Source organism: Bradyrhizobium betae, assembly GCF_008932115.1.
GTDB classification, from domain to species: Bacteria; Pseudomonadota; Alphaproteobacteria; order Rhizobiales; family Xanthobacteraceae; genus Bradyrhizobium; species Bradyrhizobium betae.
In genome coordinates this window covers 1,868,162-1,887,727 of sequence record NZ_CP044543.1, presented here as the reverse complement: position 1 = coordinate 1,887,727, position 19,566 = coordinate 1,868,162, and the positions used below count along the sequence as shown (strand labels likewise).

The 19,566-nt window shown below is 65.0% G+C and carries 15 protein-coding genes and 1 pseudogene; 8 read left to right on the top strand and 8 right to left on the bottom strand.

Annotation, left to right across the window (positions count from 1 at the left end; all coding sequences use genetic code 11):
• Nucleotides 1–34: 34 nt before the first annotated feature.
• The 3 genes from F8237_RS08975 to F8237_RS08965 all read right to left on the bottom strand — a co-directional run bounded on the left by F8237_RS08975 (nt 35) and on the right by F8237_RS08965 (nt 3,452).
• Nucleotides 35–1,273, bottom strand: a complete 1,239-nt coding sequence (locus F8237_RS08975; RefSeq protein ID WP_151643844.1) for a URC4/urg3 family protein — start codon at nt 1,271–1,273, stop codon at nt 35–37.
• 7 nt (nt 1,274–1,280) lie between these two features.
• Nucleotides 1,281–2,537, bottom strand: coding sequence for a GTP cyclohydrolase II (locus F8237_RS08970; RefSeq protein WP_151643842.1), 1,257 nt, complete (start codon nt 2,535–2,537; stop codon nt 1,281–1,283).
• Nucleotides 2,538–2,816: 279 nt separating this feature from the next.
• Nucleotides 2,817–3,452, bottom strand: coding sequence for a VOC family protein (locus F8237_RS08965; protein WP_151643840.1), 636 nt, complete (start codon nt 3,450–3,452; stop codon nt 2,817–2,819).
• Nucleotides 3,453–3,563: 111 nt separating this feature from the next.
• Between F8237_RS08965 and F8237_RS08960 the strand changes: the two genes are divergently transcribed.
• Nucleotides 3,564–4,691, top strand: a complete 1,128-nt coding sequence (locus F8237_RS08960) for a threonine synthase (protein ID WP_151643838.1) — start codon at nt 3,564–3,566, stop codon at nt 4,689–4,691.
• Nucleotides 4,692–4,836: 145 nt separating this feature from the next.
• A complete protein-coding gene (locus F8237_RS08955) occupies nt 4,837–5,643 on the top strand; it encodes a class I SAM-dependent methyltransferase (RefSeq protein ID WP_151643836.1) in 807 nt (268 codons plus the stop codon).
• Between the two features lie 21 nt (nt 5,644–5,664).
• Here the strand turns inward: F8237_RS08955 and F8237_RS08950 are convergent, their stop codons facing one another.
• Nucleotides 5,665–6,480: a DUF2927 domain-containing protein gene (locus F8237_RS08950; RefSeq protein ID WP_162006361.1), complete on the bottom strand. Its 816-nt coding sequence runs from the start codon at nt 6,478–6,480 to the stop codon at nt 5,665–5,667.
• A 194-nt stretch (nt 6,481–6,674) separates the two neighbouring features.
• Nucleotides 6,675–7,253, bottom strand: a complete 579-nt coding sequence (locus tag F8237_RS08945) for a L,D-transpeptidase (RefSeq protein WP_151643831.1) — start codon at nt 7,251–7,253, stop codon at nt 6,675–6,677.
• A 281-nt stretch (nt 7,254–7,534) separates the two neighbouring features.
• On the opposite strand from F8237_RS08945, the gene F8237_RS08940 reads away from it, so the two are divergent.
• From F8237_RS08940 to F8237_RS08925, 4 genes and pseudogenes are all read left to right on the top strand, one after another.
• Nucleotides 7,535–9,082 carry an acetolactate synthase large subunit gene (locus tag F8237_RS08940; RefSeq protein ID WP_151643829.1) on the top strand — a complete coding sequence of 516 codons (1,548 nt, stop codon included), beginning with the start codon at nt 7,535–7,537 and terminating at the stop codon, nt 9,080–9,082.
• Nucleotides 9,083–9,123: 41 nt separating this feature from the next.
• Nucleotides 9,124–9,642, top strand: a complete 519-nt coding sequence (locus tag F8237_RS08935; RefSeq protein ID WP_151643827.1) for a hypothetical protein — start codon at nt 9,124–9,126, stop codon at nt 9,640–9,642.
• A gap of 140 nt (nt 9,643–9,782) precedes the next feature.
• Nucleotides 9,783–10,646: a L,D-transpeptidase gene (locus tag F8237_RS08930; RefSeq protein WP_151643825.1), complete on the top strand. Its 864-nt coding sequence runs from the start codon at nt 9,783–9,785 to the stop codon at nt 10,644–10,646.
• A 48-nt stretch (nt 10,647–10,694) separates the two neighbouring features.
• Nucleotides 10,695–11,010 (top strand): annotated as a pseudogene (locus tag F8237_RS08925) (AraC family transcriptional regulator); the annotation flags it as partial.
• A 108-nt stretch (nt 11,011–11,118) separates the two neighbouring features.
• Here the strand turns inward: F8237_RS08925 and F8237_RS08920 are convergent.
• On the bottom strand, nt 11,119–11,916 hold the full coding sequence (locus F8237_RS08920; protein ID WP_151650500.1) for a helix-turn-helix transcriptional regulator: 798 nt from the start codon (nt 11,914–11,916) through the stop codon (nt 11,119–11,121).
• Nucleotides 11,917–12,090: 174 nt separating this feature from the next.
• Between F8237_RS08920 and F8237_RS37210 the strand changes: the two genes are divergently transcribed.
• Together F8237_RS37210 and F8237_RS08905 are read left to right on the top strand one after the other, a co-directional pair.
• Entirely contained in the window at nt 12,091–15,684 is a 3,594-nt protein-coding gene (locus tag F8237_RS37210; RefSeq protein WP_201280187.1) for a cadherin-like domain-containing protein, read from the top strand.
• Between the two features lie 103 nt (nt 15,685–15,787).
• A complete protein-coding gene (locus F8237_RS08905) occupies nt 15,788–16,537 on the top strand; it encodes an outer membrane protein (protein ID WP_244626102.1) in 750 nt (249 codons plus the stop codon).
• A gap of 106 nt (nt 16,538–16,643) precedes the next feature.
• Here F8237_RS08905 and F8237_RS08900 read toward each other — a convergent pair whose 3' ends face one another.
• Nucleotides 16,644–18,179, bottom strand: coding sequence for a peroxidase family protein (locus F8237_RS08900; protein WP_151643819.1), 1,536 nt, complete (start codon nt 18,177–18,179; stop codon nt 16,644–16,646).
• Nucleotides 18,180–18,593: 414 nt separating this feature from the next.
• A complete protein-coding gene (locus F8237_RS08895; protein ID WP_151643817.1) occupies nt 18,594–19,538 on the bottom strand; it encodes a hypothetical protein in 945 nt (314 codons plus the stop codon).
• Between the last annotated feature and the right edge of the window lie 28 nt (nt 19,539–19,566).

Sequence of the window (19,566 nt, the reverse complement as noted above, 5' to 3'; positions counted from 1 at the left end):
TTCGCGAGGCACCCTCTCCCACAAGGGGAGAGGGTCAGAAAACCGTGCCGTCGCTGATCACCTTGAGCGGTGGCGAACCATCGGGACGGCGCGCAAAGGCAATGGTGCGGCCGGCGGCCCAGGTGCCGCCTTCCAAAATGCTGGCGAGCGGCAAGGACTCCGGCGTGCGGCCGAGTTTTGCGCGAACGAGATCAGCAAGCCGGTCCAGCAACGCAACCGTCAGTGCGCGCCACTCGACGACGAGCAGCGAGTCCACCGCATGCGCACGGTCTGCGTCATCGGGATCGCGCAGCAGCAAGACCCCGTGATCGACGAACAGGCCGCCGTTGCGATATTCGGCAAGGCCGGTCAGGCCGTCGATGTCGGTGACGTCGAAGCCGGCGCGCTGGAGCGGCTCGATCAGCGAATAGCTCAGCCATTGCGACAGCTTGTGCAGCGGCACGAGGCCGGCGGTCGCATCATCCGTCTGAAGCGCGGGATGGCGCCAGCAATCGCCAAGCGGAATCCCGGCGAGTTCGAGCCGCGACGGCCAGATCGGTCCGAGCTGGTTCAGCACCGCGGAGAGTATCGCGGGCGCGGCGATGGCGCCGCCCTTGGCCTGCGCGGCGATGTGATCGAACAGGCCGCCCGGCCGTGGGCTGTCATGCAGGCCGAAAACCTCCGGACGCCCGGCAACCAGCTTGCCAAGACGCTGCAGCAGATCCGTACGGCCTTCGAGGCCGAGCAGGGGATTGGCATCGCTCACCTGAAACGCGGATGTCAGTGCGGCGAGCGGCAGCGTTGCGAGCACATTCGCATCGACCCTGAAGGGCGCGCGCGGATCGCCGGAAAACAGGCCGCTCGCGAACATGTCGAGGCTCGCGATCGCCAGCCCTTCGGACCGGCCGATGCCTTGTCCCGTGATTGCGTCGCGATAGCGCCATGCCGCACCCGCGCCGGCATCGAGCAGCACGCTGACGATGGCAAGGTCGAACTCCGCGCGCGCACGCGCGGCGCGGTCCGGCCAGGACGCCGCGTCCGCCAGCCGCGCCCAGCGGTCGATACCGTCGAGCACGAAATGCCGCCAGCGCGCATGGAACGGAATCTCCAGCGTCGGATAGGCCTTTCGCGTCACCGCGAGCACGGCCTCCGCGACGCCGTCCATGCGATCGAGATCGATGGTGAAATGCGTGAGCCCGCCGTTCAGGCCGATCTCGAGCATGTCGCCGGCCCGCGCGCGAACCGCTTCTGCACTGAGCAGCGAGCGGGCCTGTTGTTCCAAAGCGTCCGCCATTTCGTATTCAGTATTTTTCCAGCGACCGCCCGACCACGCCGTTCACATCCTTCTCCGGCGCGATGTCGGTCGAGTAATAGCCGGCCGCCTTCTTCGCGGCGATCTCGACATGGGCGTCGGCCGGAATGAGTTCGAGCGGGATCGGCACGCGCTCGACGATGTCGATGCCCTGCGAGGTCAACGCGTCGTGCTTCATGTCGCTCATCGACAGGAATCGGTCGATGCGCTTCAGGCCGAGCCAGTGGATGGTATCCGGCATCAATTGCTGGAAGCGCGCGTCCTGGACGCCGGCGACGCATTCGGTGCGCTCGAAATAGGCGGCGGCCGCATCGCCGTCCTCCTGCCGTTTGCGCGCGTTGTAGACCAGGAATTTGGTGACCTCGCCGAGTGCGCGGCCTTCCTTGCGGTTGTAGATGACGAGCCCGAGCCCGCCTTCCTGCGCGCCGCGCGCGGATTCCTCGATTCCGTGGATCAGATAGGGCCGGCAGGTGCAGATGTCGGAGCCGAACACGTCGGAGCCATTGCACTCGTCGTGCACGCGGCAGGTGATCTTGGTGCGATGGTCCGGCAGTTTGGTCACATCGCCGAACATGTAGACCGTGGTGCCGCCGATCGGCGGCAGGAACACCTTCATGTCCGGCCGCGTCACCAGTTCGGGGAACATGCCGGCGGTCTGCTCGAACAGGGTGCGGCGGAGCTCGGTCTCGTTGGTGCCGAACCGCTCGGCAAGGCCGGGCAGATACCAGACCGGATCGATCGCGATCTTCACGACCGAGACGCTGCCATTGGCATGCACGACCTCGCCGTCGGCGCGCAGCCGTTTTGCCGCCAGCGCCTCGCGGATCTCCGGCAGATCCAGCCGCGCGCGGGTCACCGCGATGCTCGGACGGATGTCGGAACCCTCGGCGATCTCCTTGCTGAAGTTCTCGGCGACCAGATGCCCCCAGGGATCGAGCGCGACGATCTTGGCGGGATCGCGCCATTGCTCGAACGGCCCGATGGTCGCGGCCGGAAACGTGTTGGTGAGATCCGGGCGACGGATCGGATCGAGCGCGCCGGCGGACACCGCGAGCGCGCGGTACATCGCATAGGAGCCGCCATGGCTGCCGATCACGTTGCGATCCCCGGCGCGCGACACCGTGCCGATGATCGGTCCGCGGGCGCGCGCATCCGCGGCACCCCAGTGGATCGGGAAGGCGGCCTTCCGGCCCGGCTCCGGATGGGAGGTGAGGCGGATGTGGTCGGTACGGTTCGCGCGGCTCATGACCAAACTCCCAAAAAGCCAACGGCCCGCCGCTCGGACGGGCCTGGCTCGGTCGCGCCGCCACCGGCGACGCAAGATCAATCCAACATATTGTAGCGGCGAGCCGCGACAGACAAGTTAATGGTGTCGCGTGACAGCGCCGTCTCAGGGCCGCTGCCGTTCATATCGGCATCGGCGTGCCGTCCCCGAATAGCGCGCCGGCACCGGCCGCGGCCTCTCGGGGTGGCTGATTATATATATGAAATTGTTTGCATTTTTTAAGGGGCGGGCCGGGCGCGGCTAGACCAATTCCCGCTCGCCCCGGGGTGTCCGGATCACCGCGCGAAACGACGGCTCAGGGGCATGGCTGAAGCGGACGCGCGGATCGTCCAGGAAGCCAGCCAGAGCCGCCCGGATCGTATCCGCCTCGGGGTGTCGGATCTCGAACGCCACCAGCGCGCAACCGAGGTCAGGCATGCGCGAGGCCGGATGCGGGCCTTCCGGCCATTCGATCACGGTCGGAAACGCACCACCGAACGGCATCGAGCCGTCGGGCGGAACGGAGATCAGCCATTCGAGATCGCCGCGCGTCACCGTGATCGCCGGCCCCGCGGCCTGCGGGATTTTTGCAAGCGCCGATGTGATGTCGGACGTGCTCACGACCCAGGTCATGAGCTTCGGCGAGGATGCGAGCGCCGCATGCGTCTGCGGATCGTCCAATGCGAACCAGCGTGGCCGGCTTGGCGCGGAGGCCTGTGGGTCCGGCGCGATGACTTCGAGGAAGCTCGTCTCGCTCAGCCGCAGCAGATGATTATGCGTTCCCATCAGCGGATGCGAGCCGCCGGCGGGCGGGGCGAGGCCGAGCGCCTTTTCGACATAGGCGACGCCTTCGGCGAGGTCGTTCGCGGCGACGGTGATGTGGTCGAGATGAAGCATGGCCGCCATCTTGCACGAATTGGCCGCGTCCACACCCTCCAAACGATTGACTGGATAAGATCAGCATATTCGGACATATCGACTGGATCGGCTCTGCCCCCGGAGACCCCCATGCCCGCCGCCAGCTACATCGATCCCCGCAACGGACAGCTCTATCCGCTGGATCCGCCGCGCTGGTGCTCGGACCAGCGCACGCCGCTTCTGGTGACGCCGGGACCGGGCATATCGCGGGACGACATTGAGCCCCGCACGCGCTCGCTCTGGCGCTACCGCGCGGCGCTGCCGGTCGAGATCGCAAAGCCGATCACGCTCGGTGAAGGCTGCACGCCGCTCGTGCAGCAGGACTGGGGTGACCTGCGGCCGTTGTTCAAGCTCGAATGGTTCAACCCGACCGGCAGCTTCAAGGATCGCGGCTCGGCGGTGATGCTGTCCTTCCTGCGCCAGATCGGCGTCGACGCCATTCTGGAGGACTCCTCCGGCAATGGCGGCTCGTCGATGGCGGGGCTTGGTGCCGCCGGCGGAATGCGCGTGAAGATCCTGGCGCCGGCCTCGACGTCGCCGGCCAAGATCGCGCAGGTGCGCGCCTATGGCGCGACGGTGCAGCTCGTCGAGGGCCCGCGCGAGGAATCGGAGGCCGAGGCGATCCGGCAGTCGAGCCAGACCTTCTATGCCAGCCACAATTGGCAGCCGTTCTTTCTGGAAGGCACCAAGTCGCTCGCCTATGAAATCTGGGAAGATCTCGGCTTTCGCGCGCCCGACAACGTCATCATGCCGGTCGGCGCGGGCAGCAGCCTTTTAGGCTGCGCCTTCGGCTTCCGCGAGCTGTTGAAGGCAGGCCAGATCGCAAGGCTGCCGCGCCTGTTCGCGGCGCAGCCGCTGAATTGCTCACCGATCGATGCGAGCTTTCAGGTTGGCGTCGACACGCCTGTCGCGCGCGAGGTGCTGAAGACCATCGCCGAAGGCACCGCCATCAAGACCCCGCTGCGCCTGCGCGAGATCATCGCCGCCTTGCGCGAGAGCGGCGGCGGCACCGTCGCGCTCACCGAAGACGAGATCGTTGCCGCCTTGCGTCGCCTCGCGCGCCAGGGCCTGTTCGTCGAGCCGACCTGCGCCAGCGCGGCCGCCGCGCTGGAAAAGCTCTCCGCCACCGGTGCCATCAAGGAGAGCGAGACCACGGTCGCCGTCCTCACCGGCACGGGCCTGAAGGCCGCAACCACCGTCGCCGACCTGGTGCAGTAGTCCGCCTGACTCAGTACGATTAGGCTGACCCACCCGACCAGCCGCGATCGCCACGGGCTTTCGCGATCATCTTTGCATCTGTGTTGAACCTCCGGCGTCCGTCGCCAGCCTCATGATGATCGACCTCGAGTGAAGGGAGAGTTCCATGACCGCGCAGGATCCGTTTGCAGCCTTCAAGGCCGTCCAGAAGGAAGCCTGGTCGCTGTTCACGCCGATGGAAGTGTCCACGACGCCTACGGCGGCAAAGCTGGTGAATTTCGCCGGTGTTGGCGCCGGTCTGCGGGTCCTCGACGTCGGCTGCGGCACCGGTGTCGTGGCCGTTACGGCTGCGCGTCGTGGCGCGAAAGTGAGGGGACTCGATTTGTCGCCGGTCCTCGTCGCGCGCGCCCGCGAGCACGCGGAGCTGGCGAACCTCGATATCGACTTCAGGGAAGGTGACGCCGAGAGCCTGCCCTATGGTGATAGCGAGTTCGATGTGGTGCTGAGCCAGTTCGGCCACATGTTCGCGCCGCGCCCAGACGTCACCATTGCCGAGATGCTGCGCGTGCTGAAGCCCGGCGGCGCCATCGCCTTTTCAACGTGGCCGCCGCATCTCTATGTCGGCCGGATGTTCGCGCTGATCGGTCGTCATTTGCCGCCGCCCGAGGGCGTCGCATCGCCGGTGTCGTGGGGCGATCCCAAGATCGTCACCGAGCGCCTGGCGGGCAAGGTGAAGGACCTTTCGTTCGAGATGGACATGATGACGCCATCCGCGCTCAGCCCGCAGCATTTCCGCCGCACCATGGAAGCCACCATCGGCCCCATGATCAAGCTCGTCGCCCAGCACAAGGACGAGCCGGAGAAGCTCAAGAGCCTGCGTGCCGAGTTCGAGGCGCTGATCTCCGAATATTTCGACGGCAGCAGCAACGTGATGCGCCAGCAGTTCCTGATGACGAAGGCGAAGAAGATGTGAGGCGCGGCGGGAGGCGGCGCCTCACTCCTTCAAATCATTCACCCGTTTCACCCAGATCCGTACATCCGCGAGCACTTCAGGCAGCACCGTCTTGACCTCGGCGACCGTCATGCCGGGCTTGATGCGGGGGTCGTAGAGCAGGTTGAGGATGTACTGGTCGTAGACGTCGAAATAGCCCATCGAGACGTTGTCGTTGAACATCGTCCACGGCACGCTCGCGGTGTCGTTGATCGGCCCGAGCGATTGCAGCAGCTCCTCATAGGCGCAGTCGAGGAAGGTGAAGTCGCCGTTGTCGACGGTGAGGATGACGTCGGAATGCTCGATCTCGAAATTGTCGTTCTTGCGGAAGCCGGACAGGCATTGCGGATCGAGCGAGGTGCGGATCTCGCGCGCCTTCTCGGCGCCGTAGAAGCTCGCGATGGTGCGGAACAGGTCGCGGTCGCGCACCAGCTTCACCCGCACGTTCGCGGCCTCGTTGGTCTCGATCATGGCGATGTCGAGGTGCTGCACGCGCTTGCCGATGTCGGCCACGACCTTGGCCAGCTGCGCCTTGCGGTCGGCGCGGTTGCTCTCGGCGAACACCCGCACCGGCGCGTCGAACTTGCGGATGCGGTCGACGCGGCCGGCGAGGTGATATTCGGCGCCGAACGCGGTCTTCAGAAAACCCTCGACGATCTCGCCGTCGGTGAAGCTCTTCTTCTCGAGGCGCTGGCGTGCGGCGATCGCGGCCACTTCGCCCGCGACGGCCGTGGGTGCGGTATCAGGTACACATGTGAGCGTTGCGAGCGCCAGCAGGGCGGTGCGCAGGGAGGGCGAGGGCGAGTTCAATGCGCTCATCGTGTTGCGACGCTGCCGCATTCGCGCCCTGCGCACAAGTCCGCAAATTCACGCGCCCCGCGGGGGTCCGACCATGCGTCGCGCGCCGCTGCGTAGGGTGGGCAAAGCGAAGCGTGCCCACCATTTAAGGCAAGCAGACAGATGGTGGGCACGGCGCAAGTGCGCCTTTGCCCCCTACGGAAGCCTGCGCGGATCTAGTTGTTCAGCACGACCACGGTGGTGCCGACCCCGACGCGGCCGTAGAGGTCGCTGACGTCGTCATTGGTCATGCGGAAGCATCCCGAGGAGACCGCCTGGCCGATCGTCTCCGGCTCGTTGGAACCGTGGATGCGGTAGAGCGTCGACCCCAGATACATGGCGCGCGCGCCGAGCGGGTTTTCGACGCCGCCCTTCATGTGGCGCGGCAGGTCCGGCCGGCGGGCCAGCATCTGCGACGGCGGCGTCCAGTCCGGCCACTCCTTCTTGGCGGTGATCTTGTGCACCCCGCCCCAGCGGAAGCCGTCGCGGCCGACGCCGATGCCATAGCGCAGCGCCTGGCCGTTCTGCAGCACCAGATAGAGCCGCCGTTCGGACGTGTTGACCACGATCGTTCCGGGCGCATAGGCGCCGCTGTAGTTGACGGTGGTGCGGGGAACCGGGTTGGCGCCGGAACGGAAGAAGTTCGGGCCGCCGCCCATGATGTCGCGCGAGTCGAACTCTTCGGCGAGCGCGCCGCCCGCAACGGCCGACAGCAATGCGATGGCGGCAATCGGCGCGGCAAAAAACCGGATCATTGTTTCCCCCAGCAAAAAATCGATTCAACGACAGCCAGAGGCCATATTCGCGGGCTTTTCGCAAGCCACGGCCCCGTGAGGCAGGCCCTTTCCGAATGAGCCATCGTTAATGAATGCCGTTACCAAATAGGCAACCGCGCCAATCCGCCAAAAAGAATTAGCCAAACCGGCGCGTCGTCGCGCGGAGCAGGGCCGCGATGGCCCCTATTGCTTTGACGGGAACCGCGAACAATGATTGATCGGACGGATCATTGAAAATTGCCGGTTGCAGGAGCTTTGGGATGAACGGTGCGGAAAGCCTGGTGCGGACGATGGTCAAAGGCGGGGTGGATATCTGCTTCTCCAACCCGGGCACCTCCGAGATGCATTTTGTCGCAGCGCTCGACCGCGTTCCGGGCATGCGCTGCGTGCTCGGCCTGTTCGAAGGCGTGGTGACGGGAGCAGCCGACGGCTATTACCGCATGAAAGGTACGCCGGCCTCGACCCTGCTGCATCTCGGCCCCGGCCTCGCCAATGGCCTTGCCAATCTGCACAACGCCAAGAAGGCGAATTCCGGCATCGTCAACATCGTCGGCCAGCACGCCGTCTACCACATCGGCTACAACGCCCCGCTGACCTCCGACATCGAGGGCCTCGCCCGGCCGATGTCGTCCTGGGTCCGCACCTCGCCGGATTCGAAATCGGTTGCCGCCGACGGTGCCGCGGCGATCGCCGCCGCCAAGAGCGCGCCGGGGCAGATCGCCACTCTGATCCTGCCCGCCGACACCGCCTGGAACGAGGCCGAAGGCATCGCCGAGGTGCCCGCCGAGCAGCAGCGCGCGAGCTATTCACCGCAGGCGGTCGAGCAGGCCGCCAAGATCCTGCACGGTGACGGCGAAGGCACGCTGCTGCTGATGACCGGCAGCGCGCTTTCCGAGCAGGGCCTGGCGCTGGCCGAGCGCATCGCCGCCAAGACCGGCTGCACCGTGATGGGCCCGACCTTCCGCCCCAGGATGGCGCGCGGCCGCGGCCGCTACTCGATCGACCGCATCCACTATGTGATCGATCAGGCGCTGCCGATGCTGGCGAAGTTCCGTCACATCGTGCTGGTCGAGTCCGACGATCCCGTGGCGTTCTTCGCCTATCCGAACAAGCCGAGCGTGCTGCGGCCCGAAGGCTGCGACGTGCATCGCATGACCGCCTGGGGCGAGAATTCGGTCGCGGCGCTCGAAGCGCTCGCCGGCGCCGTCAAGGCCAGCGCCAAGGACGTCAAGCCGCAGGCGTTGCAGGAACTCGTGAAGCCGACCGGTGCGCTGACCCATGCCTCGATCGCGCAGGCGATTGCCTATGCGATCCCCGAGAACGCAATCATGGTCGACGAGTCTCTGACCACCGGCCGCGCCTTCTTCCCGCCGACCGCGGCCGCCGCCCCGCACGACTGGCTGCAGAACATGGGCGGCTCGATCGGCTTCTCCACGCCGCTGTCGATCGGCGCCGCGATCGCCTGTCCGGATCGCAAGGTGATCTGCATGGTCGGCGACGGCAGCGCGATGTACACGATCCAGTCGCTGTGGACGCAGGCCCGCGAAAACCTCAACATCGTCACCATCGTGTTCGCCAACCGCATCTACCAGATCCTGCGCGGCGAGTTCGACAATGTCGGTGCCGGCGAGCCCGGCCAGCGCGCCAACGACATGCTGCGGCTCGACCGTCCGACGCTCGATTTCGTCGCGCTGGCCAAGGGCATGGGCGTGCCCGGCCGCGCCGTCACCAACGCCGACGAGTTCAACAAGGCGCTGGCCGAAGCCGTCGCCGAGCCGGGTCCGCGGCTGATCGAAGTCCAGATGTAGGGCGCTCTTTCGAGGCGGAGCGCCGAAGGCCCGGAGGCGACATGCAGACCGAGCTGAACAAGGTGATCGCGGCGCTCCGGGAGTTCTACGCCCACGAAGGATTCCTGTTCGAGAAGGACATCGGCGAGCGGGCGATCACGCACCGCTTCGCCGTCCATCTCGAGCGGCAGTTTTCGGGCTGGTCGGTCGATTGCAACTACGACCGGCTCGGCGAGCGCACGCTGCATCTGCCGCACGGCACCATCATCTCGACCGACGATCATCTCGGCAAGTCGATCTACCCCGATGTCGTCGTGCATCAGCGCGAGATCCCGAACAATCTGCTCAGCGTCGAGATCCGCAAGGCGAGCAATCACACCTCGCTCGATCACGACCAGCACAAGCTGCGCGCGCTGACCGATCCGGATGTCTGGTTCGCCTATTGGATCGGCGTGCTGCTGGTGCTGGACAGGCAGCATGTCACGATGTCGGAAGTCTATGTCAGCGGCAGCCTCGATCAGCCGCTGTCGCTCTGGTTCGCAGCGCGGCTCGAAGAGAGCGGTCTGGCGGCCACGCGTTAGGGCGAAGCGGAAGTGGCCGCCACTCGCCAACGGGAATCCGGCGTTAACCATCGCCAACGGTTCCAGTCCGAACCCATTCGCTTCGAAGTTTCTTAAATGTTGCTGGTTACCTCTTCAGGCATGGTGACCTGGGACAAGACATGAAGAAGCGGGCCAAGCGCGGCAAGGCGGCAGAGACGTTCGCGCTCCCCATGGCCGCGCGTGTTGCGATCGGTGTCGTGGCCCTCGCCGCCTTGGGATACGGCTTGCTGTCGGGGCCGATGAGCGTGCAAACGGCACGAAAGCCGTCCGCGCGCGAAGCCCAGGCATCGTCAACGCCGGTTTACGTGGCGCCGCCTGTTCGTGTCGCAGCGCCGGCGCCAACTCCAACTCCAGCTCCGGCCCCTCTGGTCGAACCGCCGAAAGCCGCTGAAGGTCCCGGCGCATTGGTCCGGCAGGTGGTCGACTATGCCAGCCGCCAGACGCCGGGCACCGTGATCATCGATACCAAGAACACGTTCCTCTATTTCGTCCTGAACGACACGCAGGCGCTACGCTACGGCATCGGTGTCGGCCGCGAGGGCTTCACGTGGTCGGGTGAGCAGACCGTGGCCCGCAAGGCGGAATGGCCGGATTGGCATCCGCCCGTGGAGATGATCGGGCGTCAGCCCTATCTGCCGCGCTTCATGGCCGGCGGTCCCGGCAATCCGCTCGGCGCCCGGGCGATGTATCTGGGCGAAACGGAATATCGCATTCACGGCACCAACAACCCCGATACGATCGGGAAAAAGGTGTCGTCCGGCTGCATCCGGCTGACCAATGACGACGTCACGGACCTCTACGAGCGGGTGAAGGTCGGCGCGAAAGTGATCGTGCTTCCGGCAACCACCGCCCGCCGGCCATTCCAGCCAGCGCCGGCCGACGCCGCTTTCCGATTGCCGGACCCGGCATCGCTGCCGAAACGGCTCTCGGCCGCCAACGCGCAGATGCCGTCAGCGGGAGCGAAGGTCGCCGAGGCGAGGTAGCTCGGTCCTTCGTCGGTGTGCAGCGAGGCGTCGGCGCCGAACGGGTGAGGCCTCGCGCCTGGCCCTTCGTTTGGACCGGCGCTCAAGTTGATCCACGAAAACCCGGAACGGCCCTGGACTCTGAGCGATTTTGGCCACCGCGTGGGGCTTGGCCGCTCGGTATTTTCCGCCCGTTTTACCAACCTCGTCGGCCAGTCCATGCATCGTTATGTGATCGAACGCCGGATGGCGGAAGCAGCGTTCCTGCTCGAAACCAGCGATGAGCCGATCGCACGGATTGTCGCCCGGCCGCTACCGGGCCGCGCGATACATTGATGCAAGCCACCTGCAACCGGACGGTTCGGCAGTCATAGTTTCCGATTGACCTCGAGCGGGCGCGCCGGCCGACGCCGCTTTTTGATTGCCGGCCCCGGCATCGCCGTCGAAGCGGTTCTCGGCAGCTGTATCCTGGTTAACTGCTGCATGATTTTCGTTATCGCAGCTTGCCGAGCCATAGCGCAGAGAGCGACGGACGATTGCGCACGCCGAACTTGGTGTAGATCGACTTGACGTGAAAATGCGTCGTATTCGGACTCTGCTCGAGTTTCTGCGCGATCTGCCGTTCCGTGTCCCCGTCGAGCAGTGCAAGCAACACCCGGCGTTCAGCGGGGGTCAGAGGTGCGTTGGCGATGAGCAGGCCGTGGCTGAGCAATTGCTGCCGGTGAAACCATCTCAATCCGCGCATCAGGAAACCCAGACGCTGGCCGTCCTCCGCCGAGAAGCGGGGTGCCTGCGCATCGCGAAAGACGAACAGTCGAATTCTCAAATCGTCATTGAGTGCAATGCGCACGGAAATGCTGTCGGCAAAGCCGACGTCCAGATAGTGCCGCCGATAGTGCTCGCCTTCGAACCATTCGGGCGGGAGTGCTTCGAACAGCAGGCGGACGCGGAACGGCTCATCTCCCGACATGGACAGGATTTGAGAAAGGTCGACATTGCCGGACCAGAGCGTATCGAACTGCTTCTGCACGGATGCTGCCACTGTCGGTATCGGATCCAGCACCCTGACAAGGCGCGGTCGCCAGCCGAGCAAGGGATCGGCCCGCTCGGGTGAGGGCAAGCGCACGAGCGCACCCCATAGCACATTGCGCGCCCCGAACATGGTGCGCAGTGCAGACAACAGGTGCGTCAGTGCCGCATCGCCGTCGCTGACTGAGAACTCGGCCAGTTGATCCCAGAGTGCATAGACTTCCTGGTTGTGCGGATCGACGGAATCTCTAGCGAGTTGCATGTCACTCCCAGCAATACGAAGGTCTCCGACCTCAGAGGACGTCGATCGGCGCCAGCCTATACAAAAACACAGCGACCCACCTTTTAAGGTAGTTCTCAGCCTTTCTGAAGTGGCGCATTGGTCGGCAGGCTGGCCTGCTGGGCGGAGACGTCGCCCTCGATTGAAAGACCCGGAATGTCCACTGTTACCAACATTGCGCAGTTGAACGCAGCCATTTTGGCGGCCAATAGCGTCACCACACCCGGCACCCTGACGATCACTTTCGGCAACGACATCACGTTTCGGACCACTGCGCTGCAGGCGATCAATCTGCATCCGGGCGTGACACTCGACATCGAGGGCGGCGGGTTCATCTTGAGCGGCAGCGGCGTCCAGCGAGGGTTGTTCGTCTATGCTGGCACCGTCGACATCAGCGGACTCGGTATCCATGACATGCTGGCGCAAGGGGGCGACGGCGGCGCGACGGGTGGTGGTGGCGGGGCGGGTCTTGGTGGTGGGCTGTTCATCGGCGCCAACGTCGTCGGCAATCCGGGCAACGTAACGCTCACTGACGTGACGTTTGCGAATAACAAAGCTGTCGGCGGGACGGGTGGCTCAACTGTGCCGATTCTTGCGCAAACTGGCGCTGGAGGAGGTGGGCTGGGCGGCGATGGCGGCAACGGCGCACCTCTCTTGTTTATGGGTCTGGGTGGAGGTGGCGGCGGTGGCGGAGGCGGGATCGGCGGCAACGGCGGCGATGGCAGTTCAGATGCTCCCAATGCGGGAGCAGCCGGTATCGTTTTCGGCGCTGATGCGGGGGGCGGTGCCACAGGGTTTGCAAACGGTTTTCCCGTTGGAGCCCTTGGCGGCGCTGGCGGTGGCGGCGGGGCAGGCGGTGGCTACGTCGACTCACCCACTCGCAGTTGGCCCGGCGGCGGCGGCGGCGTTGACGGTCAAACCGCAACCTCCTTCCAGGGGGAGGGCGGCATTGGCGGTTATGGAGGGGGCGGCGGAGGCGGAGGCCTCCGGGCAGCCGGTGGTAACGGCGGCTTCGGCGGGGGCGGCGGCGGTTCTTTATATGTTGTGGTGGATAGTACTGGATACACGGGTGGTAAAGGCGGCTTTGGCGGTGGTGGCGGCGGTGGTCTGAATGGTGGCGCGGGCGGCTTCGGAGGCGGCAATGGTTTCAGCGAGGATTTGGGCGGCGGAGGCGGCGGTCTGGGCGCTGGCGCCAATGCGTTCGTGCAGGAGGGCGCCACACTTACCATTGCCGGATCGGCTTCTATCGCCGCTGGCATAGTCTCCGGGGGGGCCAGCCAGGGGCAAACCGGCCAGGCTTTCGGCAACGGGATCTACTTTCAGGGCAACAACACCCTGGTGTTCAGTCCGACGGGGACGCAGACGGTTTCCGGAATCATCGGCGACGACGTTGCGTCCACCGTTTTTGCCCAGTACGCCGCCCCCACGGGTTATACCTTGGGTTCAACAGCGCTGGTGGTAAATGGCACGGGCACGCTCGTGCTGTCCGGTTTCCAGCAATATTCAGGCGCGACGACCGTCAACCTGGGGACGCTGCTCGTCGATGGCTTCATCTTTTCGCCGGTGACCATTCACAGCGGCGGCACGCTTGGGGGCACCGGAGAACTCGCAGGCTTTAACTCGGACGATATCATCGAGAGCGGTGGCACGCTGGCGCCCGGCGACCAGGGTACGGGTCTGCTGAAGTTCGACGCGGGGCTATCGCTTTCGCCAGGTGCGAAATTCGCAGTTGAACTTGGCGGCACCGCCGCGGGCCATTTCGACCAGTTATGGTGCGGAGGCGGCATCTCGCTCAACGGGGCGACGCTCGACGTGACGCGGATCGCCGGCTTCAACCCTACGCCCGGCAACACTTTCCGCATCATCGACAACAACTCGGGCTCCAACAATCATCCGATGGCGGTGACCGGCACCTTCTCGGGGCACAACGAGGGCAGCACGTTCACCTCCGACGGCGTCAGATATTCGATCAGCTACGTCGGCGGTGACGGCAATGATGTTGTCCTTACGGTGCTTACGCCAAATCTGCCGCCGGTGGTGACCGGCACGGTAACTTTGAATGCGATCGCCGAGGACTCTGGTGCGCGGCTGATCACGCAGGCGCAACTGCTGGGCAACGTCACCGATGCCGACGGTCCGTCCCTCACCGCGACAGGTCTCGCGATCGCTGCCGGCTCGGGCACGCTGGTCAACAACAATGACGGCACCTGGACCTATACGCCGGCGCACAACGATGACACGCAGGCTTCATTCTCCTATCACGTCACAGACGGCTTCAGCTCGGTCGCCGACGGTGCCACGCTCGATATTACGCCGGTGAACGATGCCCCGGTTGTCGCGGGCGCCGTAGTGCTTGCCCCGATTGCCGAGGATTCCGGCGCACGCCTGATCACGCAGGCAGAGCTTCTGGGCAACGTCACGGATCCCGACGGGCCGCAGCTCACCGCAACAGGTCTGACAAAGGTGGGCGGCTCGGGCACACTCGTCGACAATCACGACGGAACCTGGAGCTACACGCCGGCGCTGAACGATGACACTTCGGTCTCGTTCTCTTACCAGGTCACCGACGGCACCATTTCCGTCGCTGATAGCGCGACGCTCGACATCACGCCCGTGAACGATGGTCCAGTTGTCAGCGGAGCGGTGACGCTCGCGACGATCCCGGAGGATTCCGGCGCGCGGCTGATCACGCAGGCGGAGCTCCTCGCCAACGCGACGGATGTCGACGGGCCGTCGCTGGCAGCAGCCCATCTGGCGATCGCGGCCGGTGGGGGAACGCTGGTCGACAATCACGACGGGACCTGGAGCTATACGCCCGCGCACAATGACGACGGTTCAGTCGCGTTTTCCTACGAGGTCACCGACGGCACGCTCTCGGTGTCCGACAGTGCCACGCTCGACATCACGCCCGTCAACGATGCGCCCGTCGTCACGGGCGCGGTCATTTTTACAGCGATCGCCGAGGATTCCGGCGCGCGGCTGATCACCCAAGCCGAGCTCCTCGGCAACGTCACCGATGCCGATGGGCCGTCACTGACAGCGGTCGGTTTCGCCATCGCTGCCGGTTTGGGCGCACTCGTCAACAACAACGACGGAACCTGGAGCTTTACGCCGGGATTGAACGACGACACGGCGGTCTCGTTCTCCTGGCAGGTGACCGACGGCACGATTTCAGTTGCCGACACGGGCATGCTTGACATCACGCCGGTCAACGACGCGCCTGTCAACCACATGCCGGCGTCGCAATCCATCGTGCCCAATACCGATGTTGCCGTCACCGGGCTGGCCGTCAGCGACGTCGATTCGACCACGCTGACCACCACGCTTCACGTCGAGCACGGGGCGCTGATGGTCGGGGCCGTCGGCGGCGCCGCGGTCGCAGGCAGCGGCTCGTCAACGGTGACGCTGACAGGCAGCGCGGCGCAGATCGACGCCGTGCTCGGCACCGCCAATAACGTGCTCTATCACAGCACGTTCGATTTCCGCGGCACCGATCACCTCACGATGACCAGCAACGATGGCGCGCTCAGCGATATCGACGTCTTGAACCTCAGCGTCTTCCAGCAGGTCCAGGCGCAAACCTTCGGCGACATCACCCGGCCGACGATCACGCTGGATGGCACCGGCCACATCATTCTGGACCAGCCTGCGATCGAGTTCGCATCCACCTACGGCATGAAGGGTCTATATCTCGGACTGCCGTCATCGACGCCGTTTCCGCCGATCGTCACACCCGATTTTCATCTGTAATGCCGAGCGCGAGAATCCATTTGGATGGCGGCTGTGCTCTTCGGGAGACAGTCAAGGTCGTCAAATGCCGTTAACGGTCACAAATGAATCTGGAGAACGTGAAGTGAAAGAAGTCCTGAGCGCTGTCGCCCTTCTGAGCCTGGGCTTGGTCCTTCCCGCCGCCGCGGCCGATATGCCCGCCCGCTACACGAAGGCGCCGGCGATGATGCCCGTGATGTACGATTGGAGCGGCTTCTACATCGGCCTCAATGGTGGCGGTGCTTCGAGCCGCAAGTGCTGGGATTTCACCACGCCGGCCGGCGCGTTCGTCGCAGCCGAGGGCTGCCATGACGCCACCGGCGCGGTCGCAGGCGGCCAGGTTGGCTATCGCTGGCAGAGCTCGAACTTCGTCTTCGGCCTCGAGGCTCAGGGCGACTGGGCCAACCTCCGCGGCTCCAATGCGAGCCTGATCGCAGCGCCTTTCACCAACGTCTCACGCGTCGACGCCATCGGCCTGTTCACCGGACAGGTCGGCTGGGCCTGGAACAGCGTCCTGCTCTACGCGAAGGGCGGCGCCGCCGTCGTGGCCGATCGTTTCCACGTCGAGACCACCGCGGGCAACGTGCTCGCTGCGACCGCGAGCAACGACACGCGCTGGGGTGCCACCGCAGGCGCCGGCATTGAATTCGGTTTTGCACCGAACTGGTCGGTGGCCGCCGAATACAATCACCTGTTCATGCAGGATCGCTTGGTGAGCTTCGCTACCGTTCCCGGCGGCGGGCTTTTCGGCACCGACCGCATCCGCCAGGACGTGGATATGGGCACGGTCCGCGTGAACTATCGTTTCGGCGGCCCGATCATCGGCAAGTACTGATAGGCACCACCGACTAAGCAAGTCGGGGCGTCGCCTCTCCCCTGTCGCGGAGCGGAAGGCCGCAAGGCCGCTCGCACGACCACGAGCGGCCTTGCATTATCGTCCATCAATGCAGCGGATCGCCCTGGCCCAGCGCGTAGGCGACGAGATCCTTCAGCGCGAAGCCGGAGCCGGTCACCGGCGCCCATTGCGGGTCGAGCGACAGCACGGACGAATTGTCGCCGAACATCATGCCGAGGAAGACTTCGGCGACGATGCGGCCGCCGACGGGGCCGAGCTGCGGTGTCTTGACGGTGGCGGGTCCACCGGTAGCAGGGATCGGGACGTCGGCCGCGAACTGCCGCGCTTCGGCCAGGATGTAGGCCCACAGCGGACAATTGCCGGCGAACACACCGTTGGCGATGTCTGCGATCTTGGTCTGCGGATCGCCCGCGCCGGGCTCGTCGACCGCCTTGCCGATGATGATCTGATCGTCCGTCAGCGGCGTCAGGTTCATCGCTTTCGCGACGGCCTGGCCGGACGGCAGGCCGAGCCGCCAGCTGCGTTCGAGGTTGCGCAGCGCCAGCGACGCCGGATTGGCCGCGACCTCCGGCGGCAGCTTGCGCAGCGGATCGACCAGCGAGGCATCGATGCGATAGGCGAACTGCAGTCGCCGCTTGTTGTCGGGATTGGTATCGTCGCCCTGGACGCCGTAGGCGCGCGTGTGGAGATCGATGAAGCGGCCCCAGTCCATCGCGCGTCCCGGGCCCATGGCGCGGAAGCCGGTCAGCGCGTTGTGATCGGGGTTGTTGGGGTCGGGGAAGATCTGCAGCAGCATGTTGGCCGCATCGTTCAGCCGGTAGCCGGGGCGGATCATGGAGTGTCCGAGCCGGTAGGCCGCCACCGAGAACTCGACCGGCATGAACGGATAGGTCTTCCAATGGTAATGGGCGAGCTTGCTGCGGTCGTAATGACCTGCGGTCTTCAGATCGTCCAGCACGCTGGCGTGGACGATGCGCGGCAGGAAGTCGTTCAGCACCACGTACTGATAGTGGAAGCGCACGCGCTGCTGCACCTCCTCGAACGACAGGCTGTCATTGTCGTCGACCATGCGGTTGTGAAAGCGCAGCATCAGGGCCTGGAACTGCGAGACGATGCTGTTCTCGTCGTTGCGGGGATCGCCGATCAGCGCGCGGCCCTTGAAGCGCGGCAGGTCGCTGGCATCGGGGACGCCCGCGCCGGTCAGTTTCTCGCCGAGCCGGAACTTGATGCCGTCATACATGTAGGGCTGGTCGTTCGGACCGCGGCCGTAGAGATTGTCGAGGTCGAGCGACGGGGTGCGGAAGTCGACCAGCCCGTCGGGATCCTGTTGCTTGGTCAGCGAGCTGACCGGATCGAACGTGATGTCGTGGTCGATGAACTGGCCGAAATAAGTGTAGAGCGAAGGAATGCCGCTCTCTTCCGCGTCCGGTCCGTCCTTCGGCCCATCGAAGCCGGCGATCATCTTGTCGGCCAGCGCCGAAAGGTTGGCGATGTTGTTGGCATCGTTCGAGCCGAATTTCGCCGGTGCGAGCTTGCGGAACATGCGGCCGAAGCGGCCTTGGGACAACGACGAACGCGTGGCGTTCAGACCGCGCGGAACAATGGCGTGGCGGCTGCTCATGAAGAAGCTCCCTGAAAAGTCGAGATGAAACAGATCGGGCTTGAGTTTCTCGCGCTGGAGATTGCAGCCTAGGAGCGATCACGCCCGCTACGAGCGAGATGGATCACAATTGCCGGGGATCGATGATTTTTCGGAGGCGGCGTTCTGCGAACAAGCCACGGCCGCGCATCGCAAATTTGCTACGCGGCGATGAGGGATAACATTCTCGTCATCGACCGGCGGAGGCTGCTCGATGCGGAATATTCACCAGGCTGTGCTCGTGGTGGATCGTCGTTCCGCAGGAATGCTGGCGATGTGCACCGTGGAGATCCGCAAGCCAAGCGGCTGGACGACACAGGCCTTGTTGCGACCTCGTGAGGGCGCCGGCGAACAGCGCGTGCTTGCGGGTGTAGGCGAGAGTCCGCGCTTCCCCGGTCAGAACTTGAAGCTGCTTTGGATGAAGGTGCCGTATCGGTCGACCTGATAGGTCTGCGCCTGCCCCGCTCCGCCGCCCGCAGGCTCGGTGAAGTCGTTGATTCCGGTGTGCCAGTACCGGGCGCCAATTCCGACATTGGCGTTGGGCGTCACCGCGTAGGACATCACCGTCTCGAGCTGAAAGCCATGGCCGTAGCCGCGAGAGGGCTCGGTGCCGAAGGTGAAGTAGTGCGTGTCGAAAGCTCTCACGTCGGAATAGGTATAGGCGGCGTCGACCGTCAGCTTGAGTGCCGGCGTAAACCAGAGATCGGCCACGGCGCCCGCGCGGACGGAGTGCAGGATGTCGCGCTCGGTGATGACCTTGACGTTGCCGGCGAGGGCGCCGGCACCTTCGCAGATCTGGCCGCCAGGCTCGGTCTGTCGACAGCCCCATGCATGGGCCATTTCGCCGAGGTAATGGTAGCCGACGAAGGCACCCAGACGAAGGCGCGGCTCCGCATTGACGGGGTGGGACTCGTAGAATGAATAGCCGAGATCGAGATTGGCGTAGCCCAGGAATCCGCGCGTCTGGCTCTCCGTCTTCGTGTACGGCCCGTTGAAGAACGGCGGAAAATCCTCGTCGTTCATGGTGCCGCCGGTGATGCCTCCATAGCCTCCGTAGCCCTTCACGAAGAACTTCGTGGGGCTGTCGATCCGGAAGAATACTTCTCCCGAATGCGTGCTCATGTTGTGATAGTCGAGCCTCGAGATGACCGGGGACGATCTCGCGCCGCTGGTGTGCAAATCGTAAGCTGTGCGGCCGATGCTGTACCAGTACCGTGCGCCGACCTCGATCTGCCAAAGATTGGGCGGCTTGGGCGTGACGGCCTTGAGCGGCAGATCGGCGGCGACTGCCGGAGCGATGAGCAGGAAGAGTCCGGATGCGATGAATGCTGCCTTGTGCACGACGACGTCCTCAGCCTGCCTGTCATGA

Excerpts from the sequence above, each read along its gene's own strand:
- F8237_RS08965 (WP_151643840.1), bottom strand. The coding sequence starts at position 3,452 with ATGCTTCATCTCGACCACATCACCGTCGCCGCGAACGACCTCGCCGAA.
- F8237_RS37210 (WP_201280187.1), top strand. The coding sequence starts at position 12,091 with ATGTCCACTGTTACCAACATTGCGCAGTTGAACGCAGCCATTTTGGCG.
- F8237_RS08970 (WP_151643842.1), bottom strand. The coding sequence starts at position 2,537 with ATGAGCCGCGCGAACCGTACCGACCACATCCGCCTCACCTCCCATCCG.
- F8237_RS08945 (WP_151643831.1), bottom strand. The coding sequence starts at position 7,253 with ATGATCCGGTTTTTTGCCGCGCCGATTGCCGCCATCGCATTGCTGTCG.
- F8237_RS08955 (WP_151643836.1), top strand. The coding sequence starts at position 4,837 with ATGACCGCGCAGGATCCGTTTGCAGCCTTCAAGGCCGTCCAGAAGGAA.
- F8237_RS08900 (WP_151643819.1), bottom strand. The coding sequence starts at position 18,179 with ATGAGCAGCCGCCACGCCATTGTTCCGCGCGGTCTGAACGCCACGCGT.
- F8237_RS08920 (WP_151650500.1), bottom strand. The coding sequence starts at position 11,916 with ATGCAACTCGCTAGAGATTCCGTCGATCCGCACAACCAGGAAGTCTAT.
- F8237_RS08930 (WP_151643825.1), top strand. The coding sequence starts at position 9,783 with ATGAAGAAGCGGGCCAAGCGCGGCAAGGCGGCAGAGACGTTCGCGCTC.
- F8237_RS08935 (WP_151643827.1), top strand. The coding sequence starts at position 9,124 with ATGCAGACCGAGCTGAACAAGGTGATCGCGGCGCTCCGGGAGTTCTAC.
- F8237_RS08940 (WP_151643829.1), top strand. The coding sequence starts at position 7,535 with ATGAACGGTGCGGAAAGCCTGGTGCGGACGATGGTCAAAGGCGGGGTG.
- F8237_RS08950 (WP_162006361.1), bottom strand. The coding sequence starts at position 6,480 with ATGAGCGCATTGAACTCGCCCTCGCCCTCCCTGCGCACCGCCCTGCTG.
- F8237_RS08975 (WP_151643844.1), bottom strand. The coding sequence starts at position 1,273 with ATGGCGGACGCTTTGGAACAACAGGCCCGCTCGCTGCTCAGTGCAGAA.
- F8237_RS08960 (WP_151643838.1), top strand. The coding sequence starts at position 3,564 with ATGCCCGCCGCCAGCTACATCGATCCCCGCAACGGACAGCTCTATCCG.